Raw genomic sequence first — 19,799 nt, 5'->3', positions numbered from 1 at the left:
CTATTGATCTGAGGGATGGTTTACGCCGTCGTTCCATGGGAACGGCTCGTGCTCCCATGTCTTGACCCCGTCAATACAACCCAGATTGATCCCGCATTCGTCGGGGTCTGACCGGCGTTGATGATGGGTGTAGATTCCGCAGGTTTTGCAAAAGTAATGCTGCGCGGTTTTGGTGCCCCATGTGTAGAGACCAAGGTTGTCGGCCCCTTGCTGGATCTTGAGGGAGGCCGTCGTTGCAGTGACCGCAGCGGCCTGTCTGCGGGCGCAGAACGAGCAGGTGCAGCGGGCCGCATCGGACAGGCCATGGGGCAGGGTCGCCGTCAAAACCACAGCGCCGCAGTGGCAACTGGCACGGATATGAATTGGGTCGTTGTTCATTTGCGCCGCACCTTTGGGATACTGCTTTTGAGCAGGGGATATTCGGCGGGCGGATGCGGTGGGTGCCCGTCATTGCGGGCCCAAAAAGAACCCGCTCCGCGCCGCAGCCACAGGGGCAGCGCAAAGATCAGCCCGGCCACAAAACCGCCCGCATGGGCCCAATAGGCCACGCCGCCTGTTTCGGCCTCTGCGGCGATGCCCCCCAGAAACTGCGCGCCAAACCACAGGGCCAGCATGATCCAGGCCGGGATCGGAAAAATGCGGAAGAACACCACAAAGATGATCAGGATATCGACCTTGGCCTTGGGGAACAGCAGCAGATAAGCGCCCATAACACCCGCGATCGCGCCTGACGCGCCGACCATCGGCACGCGCGATGTTGGCTCAAACCACACCTGTGCAAGACCGGCGGCCACCCCGCAGGCGATATAGAACAACAGATAGCGGGAGTGCCCCATCTCGTCTTCGATGTTGTCACCAAAGATCCATAGAAACAGCATGTTACCCAGAAGATGCATCCAGCCGCCATGCAGGAACATCGAGGTGAACAAGCCCTCGAACCCCTGGCCCATGCCGATCCGCGCGGGGATCAAGGCCCAAGCATCATAAAAGGCATAAAGCGCTCGCGGTTCGCTCAACAGCGGCACATAGCTGAGAAAAATGATGATGTTCAGCGCCATCAGCGCATAGGTGACATAGGGCGTGCGCCCTGACGGGTTGTGATCACGGATTGGAAACATATCCGCACGCTCTGCGATTGGCCCGCCGGGGTCAAGACAGGAGTGGTGCATCCGTAGAAAGGGCCGGGCGTGTTTGCCCGGCCCGGGCCGTTTAGGTCACCGCGCCCAGCAAGGCCGCGTTGCCACCAGAAGCAGTGGTGTCCACGCAAACGTGGCGCTCAGCCCGCACGCGTGCAGTGTCAGGCAGGCCGCGGATCAGGGGCAGGATCGGGCCGTTGCGCCGCGCCAGCGCCTGTTCGATCTGCCGTGCGACTTCTTCATCGCCCCACCACAGAACGCCGCCGTAGGCAGGGCCGTCTGTCAACGCCGTTGGATCGATACTGCCACTGGCCTGCACGGCAACGCCGCCGAGCGCCCTGACCGTGCGGGCCTGTTCGGCAGCGACATCCGCCCCTGGCCCCATACAAAGCAGTGCGGGGCGGGGCAGGGTGGACAGGCGATTGGATTCGCCGGTCGGCCCCGGCATCGAGAGTGTCTCAATCGGCTGGACCGGACCATGAGCTGGCAGCGGTGGGAGTGCGTCTTGGGTGCCATCCCATTTCCCATCGACGGTTTTCAGATCCGGAGCCGAGAACCGGGGCAGGTAATTTGGCCCGCCCGCCTTGGGGCCGGTGCCAGAAAGCCCCTCGCCGCCAAAGGGTTGGCTGCCGACAATCGCGCCGATCTGGTTGCGGTTGATGTAGATGTTGCCCGCCTCAATCCGTTCGGAGACATGTTGCACCCGATCATCAATGCGCGTGTGCAATCCAAAGGTCAGCCCATAGCCGGTGCCATTGATCGCGTCGATCACGTCATCCAGTTCATGCGATTTGAATGTGGCAAGATGCAGAACCGGACCAAAAATCTCACGCTCCAGATCGCCAATGCCGTTTACCCGGATGATGGTCGGTGCAACGAAGGTGCCGGCTTTTGGCGCGTCAATTTCGGCCAGAACACGGCCTGCAATGCGGGCAGATTCGATGTGGTCGGCAATGCCTTTGCGGGCCTGTTCGTCAATCACCGGGCCGACATCCGTGCGCAGCTGCCATGGATCGCCCATAGTGAGCGCCTTCATCGCGCCGATCAGCATTTTTGTGAGATCATCGGCAATGTCTTCTTGAACATAAAGACAACGCAAAGCCGAACACCGCTGCCCTGCGGATTGGAACGCGCTTTCGACAATTGCCTGCACGGCCTGTTCGGGCAGGGCAGTGCTGTCCACGATCATCGCATTCAGCCCTCCGGTCTCGGCGATCAAAGGGGTGCCGGGGGCGCAATGTTCGGCCATCGCCGCGCGGATGCGCATCGCGGTGGCGGTCGATCCGGTAAAGGCCACGCCGCCGATGCGCGGGTCTGAAGTCAGCGCTGCGCCCACAGCGCCGCCGCCGGGCAGCAATTGCAAGGCACTGCGCGGCACACCCGCCTTGTGCAGCAGCGACACGGTGACATGGGCCACCAGCGGAGTTTGCTCCGCAGGTTTGGCCAAAACCGCATTGCCCGCCGCCAAGGCCGCCGAGACCTGCCCGACAAAGATCGCCATCGGAAAGTTCCACGGTGAGATGCAGGTGAAGACGCCCGCGGGCGGCATATTGGTGGCTTGTCCGGCATAATAGCGCAAAAAATCAACGCCTTCGCGCAATTCGGCGACACAATCGGGCAGGCCTTTTCCGGCCTCCCGTGCCAGCAGTGCAAAAATCTCGCCATAGTTTTCTTCGATCAATGTGGCGGCTTTGAGCAGCACATCCCGGCGGGTCGCCAAGGGCGCATCCCAGGGCGCGGCGTGATCAAGGGCGGTCGCAACATCGGCAGCGGAAGCATTGCGAACAGTGCCCGGCGAGAGTTCGGGATCGGCGGGATTGACCACAGCGACAGCAGCATCAGGGGCCGCCTTGGCCGCCAGCAGCGGGGCAGCGTCCCACTGCTTGTCTGCAAACGGGCCCCGGGCATCTTCGATGGCCTGCAAGGTCGGTGTATGGGCCAGATCAAACCCGATGGCATTGCCGCGCTGGGGCAAAAAGACCTCTGGACCTTTCGGGATCACCATGCTGGCCTGACCAAGCGTTTCAAACGGATCGGCCGCGACGACCTCTGGCGGGACATCCTCATCGACGATCTGGTTCACAAAACTGGAGTTCGCGCCGTTTTCCAACAGACGCCGCACCAGATAGGCCAGCAAATCGCGATGCGCACCCACGGGGGCGTAGATGCGGCAGCGCGTGCCGTTTTGGTCCAGAACCAAGTTGTGCAGCGTCTCGCCCATGCCGTGCAAGCGTTGGAATTCAAATGCTTCCTTGTCCTGTGCCATTTTGAGGACGGCGCAAACCGTATGGGCGTTGTGGGTGGCGAACTGCGGATAAATCCGGTCCGTCATGCCAAGCAGTTTACGGGCATTGGCGATATAGCTGACATCGGTCGCGGCCTTCTCGGTAAAGACCGGAAAACCATCAATCCCTTCGACCTGCGCCCGCTTGATCTCGGTGTCCCAATAGGCGCCCTTGACCAAACGTACCATGATCCGGCGGTCATGCCGCTCTGCCATATCATAAAGTGCGTCAATCACGCGGCCTGCACGCGGGCCAAAGGCCTGTACCACAACGCCAAATCCGTCCCAGCCCGCCAGGGCCGGTTCGGACATCACGCGGTCAATCACCTCCAGCGACAGGGCAAGGCGGTCGGCCTCTTCGGCATCGACATTCAGACCCATGCCCGCCGATTTCGCGAGCAGCGCCAGCGCCCGCAAACGCGGCACCAGATCACGCATCACCGCATCATGCTGCGCCACCTCGTACCGGGGGTGCAGGGCGCTGAGTTTGACTGAAATACCGGGGTTCTTGCGAATATCCTCGTCCGTACAGGCCGTGGCAATCGCCGAAATCGCGCGGCTGTAGCTCAGGTGATAACGTTTTGCATCCGCCTCGGTCCGGGCCGCTTCGCCCAGCATGTCATAGCTGTAGGTATAGCCCTTTTTCTCCATCCCCTTGGCGCGGGTCATGGCGGCGTTGATATCCTCACCCAGCACAAACTGGCGGCCCATTTCCTTCATCGCGCGGGACACGGCGGTGCGGATCACCGGCTCGCCCAGACGTTTGATCGCGGCGCGCAGATGGCGCACGGGTCCGGGCTGATCGTCGTCCAGCACACGGCCAGTCAACATCAGCGCCCAGGTGGAGGCATTCACCAAACTTGAGGTCGAATGCCCCATATGGCGGCCCCAGTCAGAGGGCGCGATCTTGTCTTCGATCAGCGCATCGATGGTATCGGCATCGGGCACACGCAAAAGCGCCTCGGCCAGACACATCAGGGCGACGCCTTCATCCGTGGACAGACCATATTCGGCCAGAAACACCTCCATCATACCGGGGGCCGTGGCCCCGCGAATACCGCGGACAAGAGCAGCGGCATCCGCGCTGATTTCTGCGCGGGTGTCTGCGGACAGATCAGCAGTGCGGATCAATTCCGGCAAGACCTGTTCAGGATCGGCATAGGTGCCTTGATCAATCATCAAGCTCAGCGCGGAAGCGACGTCATGGGCCATTGGAAACTCCAGTCAGAAGGGATTTATCGTAAGTACACTGGATCTGGCGGGCTGACTGACTTAGTTTATGCATAATCAAGGTCGAATAGACTGAAATTCTGGAGATACGCGATGCAAAGTGGAAAGGTCAGTTTGGATCGCTTCGACTCGGCGATCCTTGCCGTTTTGGGGCAGGACGGGCGGATACCTGTTACGGAACTGGCCAAGCGCATCGGCTTGTCGAAGTCCCCGACGCAGGCGCGGCTACGACGGCTCGAGGAAAGCGGCGTGATCCAGGGCTACCGCGCCATGCTGGATCCGATCCGCCTGGGGCTGGATCACGTGGCCTTTGTCGAGGTGCGACTGGATGACACCCGCGAGGCCGCGCTGCGCAAATTCAACGCCGCCGTTCTCAAGGTGCCGGAGATTGAACAGGCGCATATGATCGCCAGCCACTTTGATTATCTGCTCAAGGTACGGACCCGCGATATGTCCGCCTACCGGCAGTTTCTGGGCGAGACAATCTCGGCCCTGCCGCATGTCTCCAACACCTCGACCTATGTGGCGATGGAGGTGGTCAAGGGCACGATGCTGACGGACGGCACTTGACGGAACTGCGCCGGGCGCTCTTTATTACAGGATGATCCGGCTTGGTTTGCTCCCTTCTTTCGTGATCGCCCTTTGGGCGGGACCGCTGTTTGCTGAGTGTCCTGCACCCGCCGACACCCGCTCGGAACTGCTTGATCTTTTTGCCGATGCGCAATCGGCACAGACCTTTACCGATGGTCGGCGGGCATCGCTGGCGATGTGGCAGGTTTGGCTGCGGGCCCCGGATGAAGCCGCCCAAGAGGTGCTGGATGCCGGGATGCGCAAACGCGATTCTTATGATTTTCTCGGAGCGCTGGCGGCTTTTGACCGGTTGGTCGCCTATTGCCCCGACTACGCCGAAGGGTTCAATCAGCGGGCCTATATCCATTTCCTGCGGCAGGACTACGCCAAGGCGTTGGTTGATCTCGATGCCGCGCTGGCGTTGCAGCCTTTACACGTCGCGGCGCAATCGGGCAGGGCGCTGACATTGATGAACCTGGGCCAACTTCCTGCGGCCCGCGAGCAGCTGCTGGAGGCGGTCAAGAACAATCCCTGGCTGTCCGAAGCGGCGCTTTTGGCGAAGGGCGCACCACTTGGACCGCAGGGGGAGGATCTATAGGCATTTACACCGCCCGCCGCATGACTATTGTGCGCCCATCACCCGGCGCGGGCGTGATGGAATGGTAGACATACCAGACTTAAAATCTGTTGGGGCGTAGCCCCGTGTGGGTTCGAGTCCCACCGCCCGCACCACAGTTCCTTTGCGCAGCAAAGGGACCACCCCACTCGAAGTGGTGCACTGGGCGGCAGTCGCTCTGAAAGAGCGATGAGAGCTTCGACAGTTCTAGCTTCGTCCCACCGCCCCCACCAAAGCCTCTTCCAAAGGAAGATGCCGAAACGACCGGATCAGTTGAATGCGGCAGTTGCTCGGCAGGAGCAATGAGAGCATCTGCTTCCAGATTTGTCCGCGCTGCCGCACCACCGTCGCTTTCTTGCAATACCAAAAGCTGATGCATGGCTGTCGTTCTGCAAGAACGATAAGAGCTTTGGCGCTAAACTTCACCTCACCCCGATCTGCCCGATCACCCCGCCCGTTGATTGACCCGTTTGATCAAGGCCGCGCCGGTTTCCTTGCGTTCGCTGTAGCGTTCCACCAGATAATCCGCCCGTCCGCGCGTCAGAAGGGTGAATTTGACCAATTCTTCCATGACATCCACCATCCGGTCGTAGTTGGGCGATGGCTTCATCCGGTCATTGTCGTCGAATTCCAGAAAAGCCTTGGGCGTTGAGGATTGGTTGGGGATCGTCAACAGGCGCATCCAGCGGCCCAGGATCCGCAACTGGTTCACCGCGTTGAAGCTTTGCGAGCCGCCGTTGACTTGCATCACTGCCAGCGTTTTGCCCTGTGTCGGTCGAACGGCGCCCAGCGACAGCGGGATCCAGTCGATCTGCGCCTTCATGATCGCCGTCATCGCCCCGTGCCGTTCGGGAGAGCACCAAACCATGCCCTCGCTCCAACTGACCAGATCGCGCAATTCCTGGACTTTGGCATGGTCGGCCTCGGTCTCATCGGGCAGAGGCAAACCGCGCGGGTCAAAGGTTTTGGTCTCGGCGCCAAAACGGTTCAACACGCGGGCGGCTTCTTCGGTCATCAGCCGGCTGAAGGACCGCTTTCGCAGGGAGCCATAGAGCAACAGTATCCGTGGAGCATGGTCGGATTGATCGGTTTCGAACAACCTGCCGGTGTCGATGGCGCGAAAGTGGTCCGTTTCGATGTTGGGGGTGTCGGTCATTTTGTCGTCTTTCGGTTTCATTGGCCTCATACCGCTGTGGGCAAGGACCGATCTCAATAGGGAGGGGACTGCAGCTATGCCGCCTCGTCGGAGTTCAACAGCCACCCGAAAAACAGGGTCGCCAAAACGGCCGCAATCAGCTGCACCGCGATGAACGCGGCCACATCCACAGGGGCGATCCCGGCAAACGTGTCTGAAAATCCGCGTGCGATGGTCACCGCCGGATTGGCAAAGGAGGTGGAGGAGGTAAACCAATAGGCCGCCGTGATATAGAGGCCAACCGCCATCGGAACCGCGCTGGGTTTCGCCTTGATACAGGCCAAAATGGTGCCAACCAGACCAAAGGTGGCAACAAATTCGCCCGCCCATTGGCCGGTCCCGCTGCGTATGGTGGCGGAGGGGTCAATCAGCGGATGTTCAAACATCACATGTGCGGCAAGGACACCGATGATGCCTCCAAACACCTGCGCAACCACATAAAGCGCGGCATCTCCCTTGGTGATTTCGCGGCGCATGACAAAGCTCAACGTAACCGCAGGGTTGAAATGTGCGCCGGAGATCGGGCCGAAAATGGTGATCAAAACCACCAAGATAGCCCCCGTCGGGATGGTGTTTCCCAATAGCGCAATGGCGATATTCCCGTCCGCCAACCGCTCCGCCATGATGCCCGATCCAATGACCGTCGCCAAAAGCGAAAACGTGCCCAACCATTCTGCCATCAACCGGCGTTCAAGTGTCATTCTGTGTCTCCAGTAAGGGCTGCTGCGATGGCGCCGCCGCCGAAATCTTCCGATTGCCCCATGCAAATGCACAGCGCGATATACGGCCAGGGCACTGGCCATTTGTTGCTTCTTTCTTACTCAATTCGGTAAATGCCGAAGTAACTCTGGGCTAAGTCAGGCTTTGCATCTTGTCAAGCTTCGATATTTCGGGCATTACCGAATAATGAAGCAAGACACCGCCATCGAGGCCTTTGCCGCCCTTGCGCAGCCGACGCGGCTCGAGGCATTCCGTCTTTTGGTCAGGGTTGGGCCGAAAGGCTTGCCCGCACTGGAAATCTCGCGGCAATTGGGGACAAAACCCTCAACCCTGTCGGGGCATCTGGCCATTCTGAAACGGGCAGGGGTGTTGTCCGCGACCCGCCATCAGCGCGAAATCCACTATTCGGCCAATCTGGCCAGTGTGAATGCGCTTGTGCAGTTTCTGATCGCCGATTGTTGTGGCGGGAAGATCGAAAACTGCTCAGAAATTGTTGCCCTGCTTGAGTGCCAAGGCACGGATTGCTAGGCCATCCAGCGGGCCAAAGCCATCTGCCAGATCAGTTCAACCGCAGCCCCGTGTCCGGCGCGAAATACGACACTTTGCCAAGGTCGAAGGCCAGCCGTTGTGCATTGCCGGGGGCAGCGTTGGTTTCGGAATGCAGACGTGCGGTGACATGTTTCCCGCCAAGTTGCATAACGGCATAGGTGTCCGCGCCCGCAGGTTCCACGATATCAATCAGGCACTCGGCCTCCTGTACATGGGCCCCCGACCGCATCGCCGCATCACCGATGTCCTCGGGGCGTACCCCCAAAATGACATCCTCGGGCAGATCGCGGTTCTTGGTGTCGGTCAGCACAATCGGATCACCGCGATCCTGGGCGATCTGGATGTCGGTTCCGCTGCCATTGGCGCGGGCTTTGGCCGGTATCAGGTTCATCGCAGGGCTGCCCATGAAATCCGCCACAAAGAGATTGGCCGGGCGATTGTAGATCTCTGCGGGGGTGCCGATCTGCTGGATCACGCCGCCTTTCATGACCACGATTTTGGTCGCCAGCGTCATCGCTTCAATCTGGTCATGGGTCACATAAACCATGGAGGCGCCAAGCCGTTGGTGCAGCTGCTTGATCTCGGTGCGCATCTCGACGCGCAGTTTGGCGTCAAGGTTGGACAGGGGTTCGTCAAACAAGAACAGCTTGGGATCACGCACCAGGGCACGGCCCATGGCGACCCGCTGACGCTGACCGCCCGACAGCTGGCCGGGCTTGCGCTTGAGCAGGTTCTCGATCTGGAGCTGTTGCGCCACATGGGCCAGCTTTTGGTCCTGCGTCGCTTGATCCACGCCGCGCACCTTCATGCCAAAGGTGATGTTCTTGGCAACTGTCATAGTGGGGTAGAGCGCATAGGACTGGAACACCATTGCGATATCGCGGTCTTTGGGGCTGACATCGGTCATGTCCTGACCGCCAATGTGCAGTGATCCGCCGGTGATCGGCTCAAGCCCCGCAATGCAATTGAGCAAGGTGGATTTGCCGCAACCGGACGGGCCAACCAGGACAAGGAAATCGCCCTGTTCGATCTCTACGTTGATGTCTTTGAGGATCTCGACGGATCCGTAGTTTTTGAAAAGATGTTCGATTTTCAGGATGTTGGCCATGGGATTATCCTTTCACGGATCCGGCGGTCAGACCGCGGACGAAATATTTGCCGGCAACGACATAAACAAGCAGGGTCGGCAACGCGGCGATGATCGCGGCGGCCATATCGACGTTGTATTCTTTGACGCCGGTGGTGGAATTGACGATGTTGTTAAGCGCGACCGTCACAGGCTGGGTTCCGGCCTGACTGAAGGACACACCAAACAGGAAGTCATTCCAGATCTGTGTGAACTGCCAGATCACGGTCACAACGATGATTGGCAGCGACAGCGGCAGGAAGATCGACCAGAAGATGCGGAAAAATCCTGCGCCGTCCACTTTGGCAGCCTTGGTCAGATCCGCCGGGATAGACACGTAATAATTGCGGAAAAACAAGGTGGTGAAGCCCAGCCCATAGATCACATGGACAAAGATCAAACCCGGAATAGTTCCGGCAATTCCCATCATCCCCAACACCCGCGCCATTGGCAGGAGAACCACCTGAAACGGGATGAAACAGCCAAACAACATTAGCGAAAAGATGATATTTGCGCCGCGAAACCGCCATTGCGCCACGACATAGCCGTTCATCGCGCCCAAAAGGGTTGAGATGGCCACGCCGGGAATGGCGATCAGGACAGAGTTCCAGAAATACGGCCGCACCCCTTCGCATTGGATGCCGGTGCAGGCTGTGGACCACGCGGTGCGCCATGCGTCGAATGTCACTTCGCGGGGCAGGGAAATCAGATCACCTGTCCGAATTTCATCCAGACTTTTCAGCGAGGTGGTGATCATGACGAACAGTGGCAGCAGATAGAACAGCGCAAACAGGCACAGCAGCGTATACAGCGACCAGCGCAGGGCGACTTTGCCCTTCTGGCTTTGCCCCGCGAGGGAGGCAGCGGAGACAGACAGATCAGCCATCTTTGGACCTCAATTCCGAATAAAGGTAAGGAACCACAATCGCAAACACGACCAGCATCATGATCATCGCGGAGCTGGCCGCCTGACCGATATCACCGCGCGAGAACGCCATGGCATACATATAGGTCGCCGGCAGATCGGTGGCATAGCCGGGGCCGCCGCCTGTGAGCGCGATAACCAGATCAAAGCTTTTGATCGCAAGGTGCGACAGCACGATGAACGCGGACAGGAAAATCGGGGCCATCGAAGGGATGATAATCGCGGTATAGACACGCCATGTGGGGATGCCATCGACCTGCGCAGCCTTGATGATCTCTTCGTCCACGGACCGCAGGCCCGCCAGGAACAGCGCCATCACAAAACCCGAGCTTTGCCAGATCGCGGCCAGCACAATGGTGTAGATCGCCATGTCCGGATCGACCAGCCAATCGAAGGTGAAATCTTCGAACCCCCAGCCGCGCACCATGGCTTGCAGGCCCAAACCGGGGTTCAAGATCCATTTCCACGCGGTGCCGGTGACAATCATCGAAAGTGCCATTGGGTAAAGATAGATCGTTCGGATCGCGCCTTCGGTGCGGATGTTTTGATCCAGCAGGATCGCCAGCACCAGCCCAAGGATCATCGCGATCACAATGAACAGGGTGCCAAATATGAAAAGATTGCCAAAGGCCGTGTCCCAGCGCGGCGATGCAAACAGCCGGTCATACTGGATAAACCCTTCGATCTCGTACTTGGGCAACAGCCGCGAGCGCGTCATCGAAACCCATGCTGTCCAGGCGATAAAGCCGTAGACGAACACGAGAATGGCAATGAAAGAGGGCGCCAGCACCAGTTTGGGTGTGTTTTCTTCAAGCCATTTTGTCATGAACGTTATCCCCCCGGAAAATCTGCCGCCCCGGCCAATGGGCGGGGCGGCAGCGTGGTTTACATGCTGTTTGCAACAGCCTCGGCCAGCATCTGAACCGCATCCGCAGAGGACATGTCAGAGTTGAAATGTGCGGTCACAACGTCGGTGATCGCTCCGGCCTGTGCGCCGCGCAGGGCCATGCCGTGTGCATAGCTGGGCAAGAGCGACCCGTTCTCAGAGCTGGCTGCCATATCTGCCGCAGACAGGACCGCGCAGCTGTCAAACTCGTCCAGTGGCACGTCCGTGCGTGCAGGGATCGAGCCTTTGTTCAGGTTGAACACCTTTTGGAAATTCTTGCCGACGACCAGCTCGGCCAGCAGGGCTTGACCCGCCTGTTTGTCCGCGCCGCCCACTTCGAACATCGCAAAGCTGTCGACGTTGTAGAGGAAACCGTCACCGGGGGTGGAGGCACAGAGGAAGTCCTCGCCGGGCGCTTTGCCCGCTGCCATAAATTCGCCCTTGGCCCAGTCGCCCATGATCTGAAACGCCGCTTCGCCGTTCATTACCATGGCTGTGGCCAGGTTCCAGTCGCGGCCAGAGAAGTTCGGATCAACATAGCCGCGCATTTTGCGCATCTGGTCGAAGGTGGCGACCATCGCATCAGAGGTCAGCGTGTCTTTGTCCAGCTCGACAAAGGCCTTGTGAAACCCCTCGGCGCCCAGAATGCCAAGCGCGACAGCCTCAAACACTGTCGCGTCTTGCCAGGCCTGACCGCCATGGGCCAGTGGAATGATCCCCGCCGCTTGCAGCTTGTCTGCGGCGGCGTTGAACGCGTCCCAGCTGGTTGGCATTTCGATGCCATTGGCCTCAAGCACATTTGCATTGGCCCAGATCCAATCCACGCGGTGGACGTTCACAGGGGCCGCACACCAGGTGCCCTCGCATTTCATGTGGCCCGCAATAGAGGCTGGCAATACCGCCTCCCAATTGTTGGCCTCGGCAACCGCAGAGATATCGGCCAGCACGCCTTCTTCGTACCATTCCTGAATGGCAGGGCCTTTCAGCTGTACGGCGGTGGGCGCATTGCCCGACAGAACCCGCGCCCGCAAAGCGGTCATCGCGGCATCACCGCCGCCGCCTGCCACTGGCATGTCCGTCCAGGTGCCGCCATTCGCGGCAAACTCTTCTTGCAACACGGCAACGGACTTGGCCTCACCGCCGGATGTCCAGTAATGCAGCACCTCGGCTTGCGGTTCGGCAAAGGCCGCGCCGGATGTGCCCAGTGCGACACCGCAGGCAATACCCAAAGCATAGGATTTCATGTGTGTTTCCTCCCAGAATTATCCGCAAAAGCGGTCATGATGGCGCAAGTCTGTGGGAATGGCGGCCCGCCATGCAATCCACTTATAGCGGCACGAGGGCGCAAAACGGCATTTAAACGGCGGCCCCGTTACCAGTTGTTACAAAGCCCTCGATTTTGTTGCATTGTGTTACATGAATTGGATCACCGGCGGTCAGAACGGCCCGCCACACAGGAGAGACAAAGGTGACAATCCCCCGGATTCTTGTGGTTGATGACGATCAGGACGTGCGCCAGATGGTGACGCAATTCCTGCGCCAGAACGGTGCGATGGCCCTGCCTGCGGGGACCGAAGCGGAAGTGCGCAAACATCTCGATGGCGGGCGGGTGGATCTGATCTTGCTTGATGTGATGCTGGGGGATGAAAACGGTCTTGAGATCTGTGCGAGGTTGCGCAGTGAACAGGACGTGCCGATCATCATGGTCTCGGCCCTGTCAGCCGATCATCAGCGCATGGAAGGCTATGAGGTTGGCGCGGATGATTACATCGCCAAACCGTTCAATCCTGATCTGCTTCTGGCGCGGGTCAAGGCCGTGCTGTCACGGGCGCGGCGGTCGTCGTCCTTGGTCCATCGGCGCAATACCAAGACTTTTGAATTTCACGGTTGGGTCTACAACGCCAAACGCGGCGAGGTTCTGTCGCCAGCGGGTATTCAGGTCACCCTGTCACGGCGCGAGCTGGCTTTGCTGCAAACACTGGTGGCCAATCCGCATATCCCCTTGACCCGCGAAGAGATCGCCGCCGCGCTGGATGTGACGGGCGAGGCGGGCCAGACAGCCGATGCCACGGGCCGCGCCATTGATGTGCTGGTGGGGCGGCTTCGGTCCAAGATTGAGAAAAACCCCAAAGACCCGCAAATCCTGCGCACTGAACGCGGGGTCGGCTATGTCTTTGTGGCGGATGTTACGGTGCAGGACCAGTGAAGGCTTTGCACAGCCTTCGCGCCATTGTCAGCGCCTTGGTGCTGGCGGCCTTTGTATCGGCAGCAATGGCTGTGGGCCTTTGGATGCAATCGACCCAAAACTGGAAATCCCATCTGGCAAAGGCGCAACTGGCGGGGACAACCCTTTATTATGCGATGCAAAACGGCACCGCCCCGCCCGAAGGCGTCCGCGTCACGCCCTTGTCAGGGGTGGATCAAAGCCACGCAGAGGCCGGGGCCTTTCACCAGATCAGTGGTGCACCCAATGGAGCGCGGATCACCAATGTGCCAATCCTTGCAGATGCCCTGAACCGCACCACCAGCAAACCGCTGATGCTGGCGATCCTGTCGCCTGACTTGACCTATCGTCTGGCCGGACTGCCACACCGCGACGGGCAAACAGCGGCGGAAACCACAGGCGCGGTGCTGCGGCTCCTGGCCTCTTATTGCAGCGATCCTGTGGTGGTGGCCCAGATGGGGCAGGCGCCCTGGGTGCGGATCGAGGGTGCACCCGTCTGGGGCTGCGATGCGGCGCCTGCGGACCTGCGCCTGCCTGCGGTTCTCTTTGCCATTGTCGCTTTTGGCATTCTGATAACCATTGCCCTCAACCAATCCTCCGACTTCGCCCGCTTTGCCGCGCAGTTGCGGGATCGCCGCCGGGTGGGCGGGCCAGCGAGCTATGATCTGCCCGGTCCGCAAGAGCTTCAGGACATCGTTGCGGCGGTGAACAGCTATCTAGAAGCGGAACGGGAGCAACTGGCCAATCGGGCTGCGGTTTTGTCGGGTGTCAGTCATGACCTTGGCACACCTGCCACACGGCTGCGGCTGCGCACGGCGCTTATTGGCGATCCCGAACTGCGCGGCAAACTGGACGCGGACATCGACAGCATGACCGGCATGATCGAAAGCGTTCTGACCTACACCCGCGCCGAGATGAACGTGGAGGAGCCGCGCAAGCTGTCGCTGAATGCGCTGATCGATGCGGTGGTGACGGACTATCAAGATATGGGCCGCGCCGTCAGTTTTCGCGCCGCACAGGATGTGGTGATGCAGGGGGGCGGCTCGGTTTTCATGTCCCGTCAGGGGCAAAGCGTGATGGCAGGAGATCGCCAGATCACGGTCACAGGCCGCCCGATTGCCCTGCAACGGGCGATGGCCAATCTGATCGACAATGCATTGAAATACGGGCGGCGGGCGACGGTTTCGTTTGAGGCAGACGCAGACACCGCAACGATCATTGTCGAGGATGAAGGCTCCGACAGTTCCGCCAAGGACATCGAGGCATTGCTGGCCCCGTTTCAACGGGGCGACAATACTGCCACGATTGATGGCTATGGTCTTGGTCTAACGATCGTCTCCACCATCGCCCAATTGCATGGCGGGGCATTGTCGTTTGAAGACACGGCTGTTGGCGTCTCGGCGCGGTTGATGATCAAGCGCGGGTAGAGGCCTACAAAACCACATCGTCAAGCGCTTTGGAGTGGTCCGTGATCTGTTCAAACCCGTCTTCGGTGATAATAAAACTGTCACCAACCTGTGCCCTGAAATGATCGGTGTTCACCGACCCGTCCACGGCCAGAACCATGCCGGGCTGCAGGATCGTGGTATCACCCGTCACCAGTTGTGGATCTTCGAGATAGCTAAACCCCGTCGCGCGGCCACAGCGGAACGGATACTCATAGCCCGCCGTCTGGATCACCTCGGCATAGGCGGCATGCACAGTCTCTGCCGTTACGCCGGGGCGCAAGATTTTGAGCGCGGCCTTTTGGCTGGCCACGGCAACATCATAGATTGGAATCTGCCGCGCATCCGCAACCTCGCCAATCCAGAAGGTCCGGTCAAAGCCCAGCTTGAAGCGGTGAAAATTGGTCATGCCGCAAAAGCAAAGAAACACCGGCTCTCCGCGCCGCATCACGCGGGTCGAGGCGCGGTGGTGGGTTTTTGTGATCTGATCCCCAGAGGCCATGATCTGCAGGAAATGGGTGTTGGGGGACATGTCGGCGTCATCATAATGCGCGGCCAGCAGTTGCGCGGCCTTCCGCGTGCCCGCCTGTGAGGTTGCGATGGCCACCTCAAATTCTGGCACACCGTCTCCTATGGCGTCCCGTCCCGCCTGCATCATCGCACTGGCGACTTGCCCGGCATGGCGGGCCAGCTGCAATTCGGCGGGCGATTTGATCATCCGCATCTTTGACAGGATCGGCGTGGCATCCACCACCATTTGCGCCCCTGCGAGGTCATCCACAAAACGGCGGACAGCGGGCGGCATATGCGCGGTTTCAAGCGCAATCTTGTGGGCTCCTTTCAAAGCGGCGGGAAGTTCGGCCCGCCATTCTGCGCCAGCCCCATCATTCCATGGGGCGATCCTGTCCACCTGCGCCGCATTTTGCGCCGCCACATAGTCAATGGTCGGGGTGATAAGAACGCTTGACCCGTCACGCGGCACAACCAAAATCGTCGGGCGGCCAAATTCCATATGCAAATAGTCGTAATAGCCGGTCAGGTAATAGACGCTGTCCTCATCCGTGATCAGCGCCACATCCAAACCCACCTCGGTCATCCTTATGCGAAAGGTCTCAAGGTTGCGTTGGAACATCGGCTTTCCCTTCATGTCTGGGCGGGCAGTCGGCTGCGCACAAGCTGCGCCCAAAACGCCGCGCCAATGGGCAACAGATCATCGTTGAAATCGTAATCTGATGCATGCAGAGGCCGCCCGTTGGCCCCCTCGGTCCCGTTGCCCATCAGCATGAAACACCCCGGAATGGCAGCACTGAAATGGGCGAAGTCCTCGGAAAAGCTCATCGGTTCGCGGTTTCCGATCACGTCAAGCTCCAAAGCTCGCCCTGCCTCCAAAGCAGCCTCTACCGGTTCGGGTGCATTCACCGTTTCAATAAATTCCGTGTTGAACGCCACAGTCACTTCAACGCCATGTGCCATGCCGATCCCCTTGGCGATCTGGTCCATCAATGCTGCGACGGCTTTCCTGTCCTCACCGGACCGGGCACGCACATCCCCCTTCAGAACCGCAGATCCGGGCAACACGTTGCGCTGACCATCGGTCAGAAACTCTGTCACCGAAACCACCACACCAGCGCCGGGTGCCAGTTTGCGCGATACGATGGTTTGCAAGGCCAGTACAATCTCAGATCCGATGGTGATACTGTCGCGCCCCGCCTGCGGCATCGACGCATGACCGCCCTGACCTTGGATGGTGACCTCAAACAGGCTTTCGCTGGAACAGATCAGGCCGGGACGGGTGGAGAGTTGCCCAAGCGGCGCGCCGGGCAGATTGTGAATGGCGTAGATCTCCTGAACAGGAAACCGTTCGAGCACCCCTTCATTTATCATGGCATTGGCGCCCAGCCCGTGCTCTTCGTTGGGCTGAAAAATCAGGACCACCGTGCCATCAAAACCATTATTGCCAGCCAGATCTGCCGCTGCCCCCAAAAGCATCGACATATGCCCGTCATGGCCGCAGGCATGCATTTTGCCAGGGGTCTGGGATGGGTAGTCGTGCAAACTGGTCTCTAGAATGGGCAAGGCATCCATATCGGCCCGCAGGGCGATGGCGCGATTGCCGGTGCCGCGCTTGAGGATGCCAATAATGCCCGCGCCGCGATGCACTTCGATCCCGAGATCCGTCAAAATCTCGGCCACTTTGTCCTTGGTTTGGTCTTCTTCGAAGCCGAGTTCGGGATTGCGATGAAAATGCCGCCGCAATTGGCGCAGATCTTTTGGCGTCATGGCATGGCTTTCCTGCAGTGTGCCGCGCAAGCCTAACCGCAAGCGCAGGCCGCGGGGAAGGGCAAACTAGGGGGCAGGGGTGCCCGCCATCTTGTGCAGAACCGCCCGCCGTGTGAGGCTTTCTGGGCTCCATACATCTTTGATGACGAAATATTCCTCAAAGGCAGGCGCATCCTGCGGCAACACCACCCACGGCTGTTTTGTCGAGGTGAAAATATGCACATCGGGCGGAAAGGCGTCAGGATTATCAAGGGTGCCAACCCGGATAAACCGCACCAATTGACCCAAACCGCCGCGCATCGCCAGATATTTGGTCCATAGTGTGACCTGACACTGCGGACACTTTGAAAACAACTGTCCGATGCCGCTTTGCGAGGGAACCAAAATATCGGCCACGTCACCCTTGGTGACCGTCACGCGGTCCGCTTCGATCAATGCATTCACCGCCAACGCGCCGCCACTTTCGCGCTGGCACCAACGGCAGTGACATCCGTGGACAATCATTGGAGTGCTGCTGATCTCATAGCGGACATGCCCGCAGGCGCATCCGCCCTGAAAGGGGCCATTTTGTGCGGTCATGATGTGATCCTTAAATGTTTCTGTCCCTCACTCTGTCAGCTCGGTGAGCATGGACCAGATCACACTAGGGCAAGAGGCCAGCCGCGCCTAGCGTCCAACAACATGCACAGAATCCACCTCGCCCAGCGATTGCAGCAGACTGCTGGTGTTGGCGACGCCGAATTTCTTGAGCAGCTTGGCACGGTAAATCTCGACCGTTCTATGAGAGATATCCAGCTTGATGGCGATCTCTTTGCTGGTCAGGCCAAGCGCAAGAAAAGAGACAATCTCGCGCTCGCGGCGGGTCAGGGGCTTGTAGGGGCGCACCTCGGACAGATCCGCGAAACTCCACACCGCGCGACCCAAGGGCGCGTCTGGGGTGAAGGAATGGCCGCGCACCCGGCACCAGAACAGGCTGCCGTCCTTGCGTGCCATGATCCGCTCGTCCCAATAGTGGTTGGTGGTTTGCAGCTCTTTCACACCGCGGTCGCGGATATTGGCGAACTCCTCGTCCGATGGATAGAGAACCGCAAAAACTTGATCGCGCAAGTCCTTGATTTCGTATCCGAACATGCTGGCAAATGTAAGGTTGCAATCGCGGATCACTCGGTTTTCCGTGACCACCAGACCCACAGGCGCATAAAGATAGGCCAGCTCTGCGAACTGCCCTTCTCGAAAGCTGTCGTCTATACGTGTTTCCACAATATTGCGCCCAATCGCACGACCTGAAACATTTCCACCTACAGAAGTAAGGGACCGATCAGACGGGCGCAATGCCCGGCTGTGCCAGGTTGCTGTAGGGAGAGAAAGAATGAAATTATTCACACGGCGGCTTGGGGCCGCCTTGTTTGGTCTGGCCATCGCGACCACTGCGCAGGCCGAAGATCCGGTCAAGATCGCGCTGGTACACGGCATTTCGGGGCACTCGTTCGAGGTGTTCTCAAAACAGGCCCAAACCGGGTTTGAGCTGGGCATCGAATATGCAACGGGCGGCACCAATATGATCAAGGGCCACCCGATCGAGATCATTCACAAGGACACGCAGTTCAAACCGGATGTGGCCCGCGCCGTTCTGGCCGAGGCTTACGGTGACGATGAGGTCTTGCTCGCCGTTGGGGCGACATCCTCTGGCGTGACCAAGGGATTGCTACCGATTGCCGAGGAATATGAGCGTATCTTGATCATTGAACCGGCCGTTGCCGACAGCCTGACCGGGCCGGACAGCAACCGCTATGTTTTCAAGACATCGCGCAACTCGTCGATGGACATGCAAGCGCAGGCTTTGGCCTTGGCACCGGATGAGAACCTTTTTGTGGCGACCTTGGCCGAAGACTATGCTTTTGGCCGTGATGGCATTGCCGCGTTCAAGGCGGCGCTGGATGGCTCTGGTGCCACCATCGTGACCGAGGAATACACACCGCAAGGCACCACAGATTTCACCGCTGCAACGGAACGAATGTTCAACGCGCTGAAGGACAAGGAAGGCCGCAAGGTTATCCTGATCTATGTGGCGGGCGGCGGCGACCCGATGGGCAAAATTCTGGCCATGCAGCCGGAACGCCACGGCATCGAGATCTCCACTGGCGGTCACATCCTGCCGGTACTGCCGACCTACAAACGCGCGCCGGGCATGGAAGGGGCGATCTACTATTACTACGAAATGCCCAAGAATCCGGTCAACGAATGGCTTGTGAAAACCCATCAGGAACGTTTCGACGGCCCGCCTGATTTCTTTACCGCCGGCGGGATGGCCGCAGCACTGGCCGTGGTCAAGGCGCTGGAGACAGCCGAAGACTGGGAAACCGAAGCGCTGATCACCGCGATGGAAGGCATGAGCTGGGAAACGCCCAAGGGCACAATGACCTTCCGCCCCGAAGACCATCAGGCGCTGCAATCCATGTATCACTTCAAAATCCGTGTGGATGATGATGTGGCATGGGCGATCCCTGATCTGGTGCGCGAAATCACCGCCGAAGAGATGGACATCCCCATCGGGCGCAACAATTAAACCCAATGCATCCGGCCCCTTATACAGGGGCCGGACAGCCACCGGAC

The 19,799-nt window shown here is 59.4% G+C and carries 19 protein-coding genes and 1 tRNA gene; 7 read left to right on the top strand and 13 right to left on the bottom strand.

The features are described from left to right. From K3754_RS13315 to putA, 3 genes are all read right to left on the bottom strand, one after another. Complete coding sequence (locus K3754_RS13315) at window positions 1-378, bottom strand: GFA family protein (protein WP_259937930.1); 378 nt, start codon at window positions 376-378, stop codon at window positions 1-3. Continuing rightward, on the bottom strand, window positions 375-1,118 hold the full coding sequence (locus tag K3754_RS13310) for a rhomboid family intramembrane serine protease (protein WP_259937929.1): 744 nt from the start codon (window positions 1,116-1,118) through the stop codon (window positions 375-377). The genes K3754_RS13315 and K3754_RS13310 overlap by 4 nt, the downstream gene beginning before the upstream one ends. 91 nt (window positions 1,119-1,209) lie before the next feature. Further along, window positions 1,210-4,632, bottom strand: a complete 3,423-nt coding sequence (gene putA / locus K3754_RS13305; protein ID WP_259937928.1) for a bifunctional proline dehydrogenase/L-glutamate gamma-semialdehyde dehydrogenase PutA — start codon at window positions 4,630-4,632, stop codon at window positions 1,210-1,212. A 111-nt stretch (window positions 4,633-4,743) separates the two neighbouring features. Between putA and K3754_RS13300 the strand changes: the two genes are divergently transcribed. The 3 genes from K3754_RS13300 (at window position 4,744) to K3754_RS13290 (ending at window position 5,952) form a co-directional block, all read left to right on the top strand. Next, window positions 4,744-5,220 (top strand): Lrp/AsnC family transcriptional regulator, encoded by a 477-nt coding sequence (locus K3754_RS13300; RefSeq protein WP_259937927.1) that lies wholly within the window; start codon window positions 4,744-4,746, stop codon window positions 5,218-5,220. Window positions 5,221-5,251: 31 nt separating this feature from the next. Beyond that, window positions 5,252-5,818, top strand: coding sequence for a hypothetical protein (locus K3754_RS13295; RefSeq protein ID WP_259937926.1), 567 nt, complete (start codon window positions 5,252-5,254; stop codon window positions 5,816-5,818). A gap of 47 nt (window positions 5,819-5,865) precedes the next feature. Next, window positions 5,866-5,952 (top strand) — tRNA-Leu (locus tag K3754_RS13290). Window positions 5,953-6,281: 329 nt separating this feature from the next. On the opposite strand, the gene arsH is transcribed toward K3754_RS13290, so the two are convergent. Together arsH and K3754_RS13280 are read right to left on the bottom strand one after the other, a co-directional pair. Then, window positions 6,282-6,992: an arsenical resistance protein ArsH gene (gene arsH, locus K3754_RS13285; protein WP_259943354.1), complete on the bottom strand. Its 711-nt coding sequence runs from the start codon at window positions 6,990-6,992 to the stop codon at window positions 6,282-6,284. A 74-nt stretch (window positions 6,993-7,066) separates the two neighbouring features. After that, window positions 7,067-7,732, bottom strand: a complete 666-nt coding sequence (locus tag K3754_RS13280; RefSeq protein WP_259937925.1) for an MIP/aquaporin family protein — start codon at window positions 7,730-7,732, stop codon at window positions 7,067-7,069. Between the two features lie 205 nt (window positions 7,733-7,937). Here K3754_RS13280 and K3754_RS13275 point away from each other — a divergent pair, with 205 nt between their 5' ends. Further along, entirely contained in the window at window positions 7,938-8,279 is a 342-nt protein-coding gene (locus K3754_RS13275) for a helix-turn-helix transcriptional regulator (protein ID WP_259937924.1), read from the top strand. Between the two features lie 31 nt (window positions 8,280-8,310). Here K3754_RS13275 and K3754_RS13270 read toward each other — a convergent pair whose 3' ends face one another. From K3754_RS13270 to K3754_RS13255, 4 genes are read right to left on the bottom strand one after another with little or no spacing between them, the layout of a single operon-like run. Further along, on the bottom strand, window positions 8,311-9,408 hold the full coding sequence (locus K3754_RS13270) for an ABC transporter ATP-binding protein (RefSeq protein WP_259937923.1): 1,098 nt from the start codon (window positions 9,406-9,408) through the stop codon (window positions 8,311-8,313). Window positions 9,409-9,412: 4 nt separating this feature from the next. Then, a complete protein-coding gene (locus K3754_RS13265) occupies window positions 9,413-10,312 on the bottom strand; it encodes a carbohydrate ABC transporter permease (protein WP_259937921.1) in 900 nt (299 codons plus the stop codon). Beyond that, window positions 10,305-11,177 (bottom strand): carbohydrate ABC transporter permease, encoded by an 873-nt coding sequence (locus K3754_RS13260; RefSeq protein ID WP_025046707.1) that lies wholly within the window; start codon window positions 11,175-11,177, stop codon window positions 10,305-10,307. The genes K3754_RS13265 and K3754_RS13260 overlap by 8 nt, the downstream gene beginning before the upstream one ends. 59 nt (window positions 11,178-11,236) lie before the next feature. After that, window positions 11,237-12,481, bottom strand: coding sequence for an ABC transporter substrate-binding protein (locus K3754_RS13255; protein WP_203210631.1), 1,245 nt, complete (start codon window positions 12,479-12,481; stop codon window positions 11,237-11,239). A 224-nt stretch (window positions 12,482-12,705) separates the two neighbouring features. Here K3754_RS13255 and K3754_RS13250 point away from each other — a divergent pair, with 224 nt between their 5' ends. Then, on the top strand, window positions 12,706-13,443 hold the full coding sequence (locus tag K3754_RS13250; protein WP_259937920.1) for a response regulator transcription factor: 738 nt from the start codon (window positions 12,706-12,708) through the stop codon (window positions 13,441-13,443). A gap of 5 nt (window positions 13,444-13,448) precedes the next feature. Continuing rightward, the gene (locus K3754_RS13245; RefSeq protein WP_311201427.1) at window positions 13,449-14,888 is read left to right on the top strand and encodes a HAMP domain-containing sensor histidine kinase; all 1,440 of its coding nucleotides are present in this window, start codon (window positions 13,449-13,451) and stop codon (window positions 14,886-14,888) included. A gap of 4 nt (window positions 14,889-14,892) precedes the next feature. On the opposite strand, the gene K3754_RS13240 is transcribed toward K3754_RS13245, so the two are convergent. The 4 genes from K3754_RS13240 to K3754_RS13225 all read right to left on the bottom strand — a co-directional run bounded on the left by K3754_RS13240 (window position 14,893) and on the right by K3754_RS13225 (window position 18,449). Beyond that, window positions 14,893-16,038, bottom strand: coding sequence for a Xaa-Pro peptidase family protein (locus K3754_RS13240; RefSeq protein ID WP_259937918.1), 1,146 nt, complete (start codon window positions 16,036-16,038; stop codon window positions 14,893-14,895). 11 nt (window positions 16,039-16,049) lie between these two features. After that, window positions 16,050-17,186 (bottom strand): amidohydrolase, encoded by a 1,137-nt coding sequence (locus tag K3754_RS13235; RefSeq protein WP_259943349.1) that lies wholly within the window; start codon window positions 17,184-17,186, stop codon window positions 16,050-16,052. Between the two features lie 66 nt (window positions 17,187-17,252). Then, window positions 17,253-17,765, bottom strand: coding sequence for a GFA family protein (locus tag K3754_RS13230; RefSeq protein ID WP_259937916.1), 513 nt, complete (start codon window positions 17,763-17,765; stop codon window positions 17,253-17,255). An 87-nt stretch (window positions 17,766-17,852) separates the two neighbouring features. Then, window positions 17,853-18,449, bottom strand: coding sequence for a LuxR C-terminal-related transcriptional regulator (locus K3754_RS13225; protein ID WP_409202389.1), 597 nt, complete (start codon window positions 18,447-18,449; stop codon window positions 17,853-17,855). 106 nt (window positions 18,450-18,555) lie between these two features. On the opposite strand from K3754_RS13225, the gene K3754_RS13220 reads away from it, so the two are divergent. Beyond that, window positions 18,556-19,752, top strand: a complete 1,197-nt coding sequence (locus K3754_RS13220) for a substrate-binding domain-containing protein (RefSeq protein WP_203210636.1) — start codon at window positions 18,556-18,558, stop codon at window positions 19,750-19,752. The last annotated feature ends 47 nt before the right edge of the window (window positions 19,753-19,799 follow it).

Source organism: Sulfitobacter sp. M368, assembly GCF_025141875.1.
GTDB classification, from domain to species: Bacteria; Pseudomonadota; Alphaproteobacteria; order Rhodobacterales; family Rhodobacteraceae; genus Sulfitobacter; species Sulfitobacter mediterraneus_A.
The sequence above is the reverse complement of the archived record's forward strand: the minus strand, read 5'-3'. Positions and strand labels throughout refer to the sequence as shown.

Excerpts from the sequence above, each read along its gene's own strand:
- K3754_RS13235 (WP_259943349.1), bottom strand. The coding sequence starts at position 17,186 with ATGACGCCAAAAGATCTGCGCCAATTGCGGCGGCATTTTCATCGCAAT.
- K3754_RS13240 (WP_259937918.1), bottom strand. The coding sequence starts at position 16,038 with ATGTTCCAACGCAACCTTGAGACCTTTCGCATAAGGATGACCGAGGTG.
- K3754_RS13220 (WP_203210636.1), top strand. The coding sequence starts at position 18,556 with ATGAAATTATTCACACGGCGGCTTGGGGCCGCCTTGTTTGGTCTGGCC.
- K3754_RS13255 (WP_203210631.1), bottom strand. The coding sequence starts at position 12,481 with ATGAAATCCTATGCTTTGGGTATTGCCTGCGGTGTCGCACTGGGCACA.
- K3754_RS13295 (WP_259937926.1), top strand. The coding sequence starts at position 5,252 with ATGATCCGGCTTGGTTTGCTCCCTTCTTTCGTGATCGCCCTTTGGGCG.
- K3754_RS13300 (WP_259937927.1), top strand. The coding sequence starts at position 4,744 with ATGCAAAGTGGAAAGGTCAGTTTGGATCGCTTCGACTCGGCGATCCTT.
- K3754_RS13315 (WP_259937930.1), bottom strand. The coding sequence starts at position 378 with ATGAACAACGACCCAATTCATATCCGTGCCAGTTGCCACTGCGGCGCT.
- arsH (WP_259943354.1), bottom strand. The coding sequence starts at position 6,992 with ATGACCGACACCCCCAACATCGAAACGGACCACTTTCGCGCCATCGAC.
- K3754_RS13230 (WP_259937916.1), bottom strand. The coding sequence starts at position 17,765 with ATGACCGCACAAAATGGCCCCTTTCAGGGCGGATGCGCCTGCGGGCAT.
- K3754_RS13260 (WP_025046707.1), bottom strand. The coding sequence starts at position 11,177 with ATGACAAAATGGCTTGAAGAAAACACACCCAAACTGGTGCTGGCGCCC.
- K3754_RS13265 (WP_259937921.1), bottom strand. The coding sequence starts at position 10,312 with ATGGCTGATCTGTCTGTCTCCGCTGCCTCCCTCGCGGGGCAAAGCCAG.
- K3754_RS13275 (WP_259937924.1), top strand. The coding sequence starts at position 7,938 with ATGAAGCAAGACACCGCCATCGAGGCCTTTGCCGCCCTTGCGCAGCCG.
- putA (WP_259937928.1), bottom strand. The coding sequence starts at position 4,632 with ATGGCCCATGACGTCGCTTCCGCGCTGAGCTTGATGATTGATCAAGGC.
- K3754_RS13270 (WP_259937923.1), bottom strand. The coding sequence starts at position 9,408 with ATGGCCAACATCCTGAAAATCGAACATCTTTTCAAAAACTACGGATCC.
- K3754_RS13280 (WP_259937925.1), bottom strand. The coding sequence starts at position 7,732 with ATGACACTTGAACGCCGGTTGATGGCAGAATGGTTGGGCACGTTTTCG.
- K3754_RS13310 (WP_259937929.1), bottom strand. The coding sequence starts at position 1,118 with ATGTTTCCAATCCGTGATCACAACCCGTCAGGGCGCACGCCCTATGTC.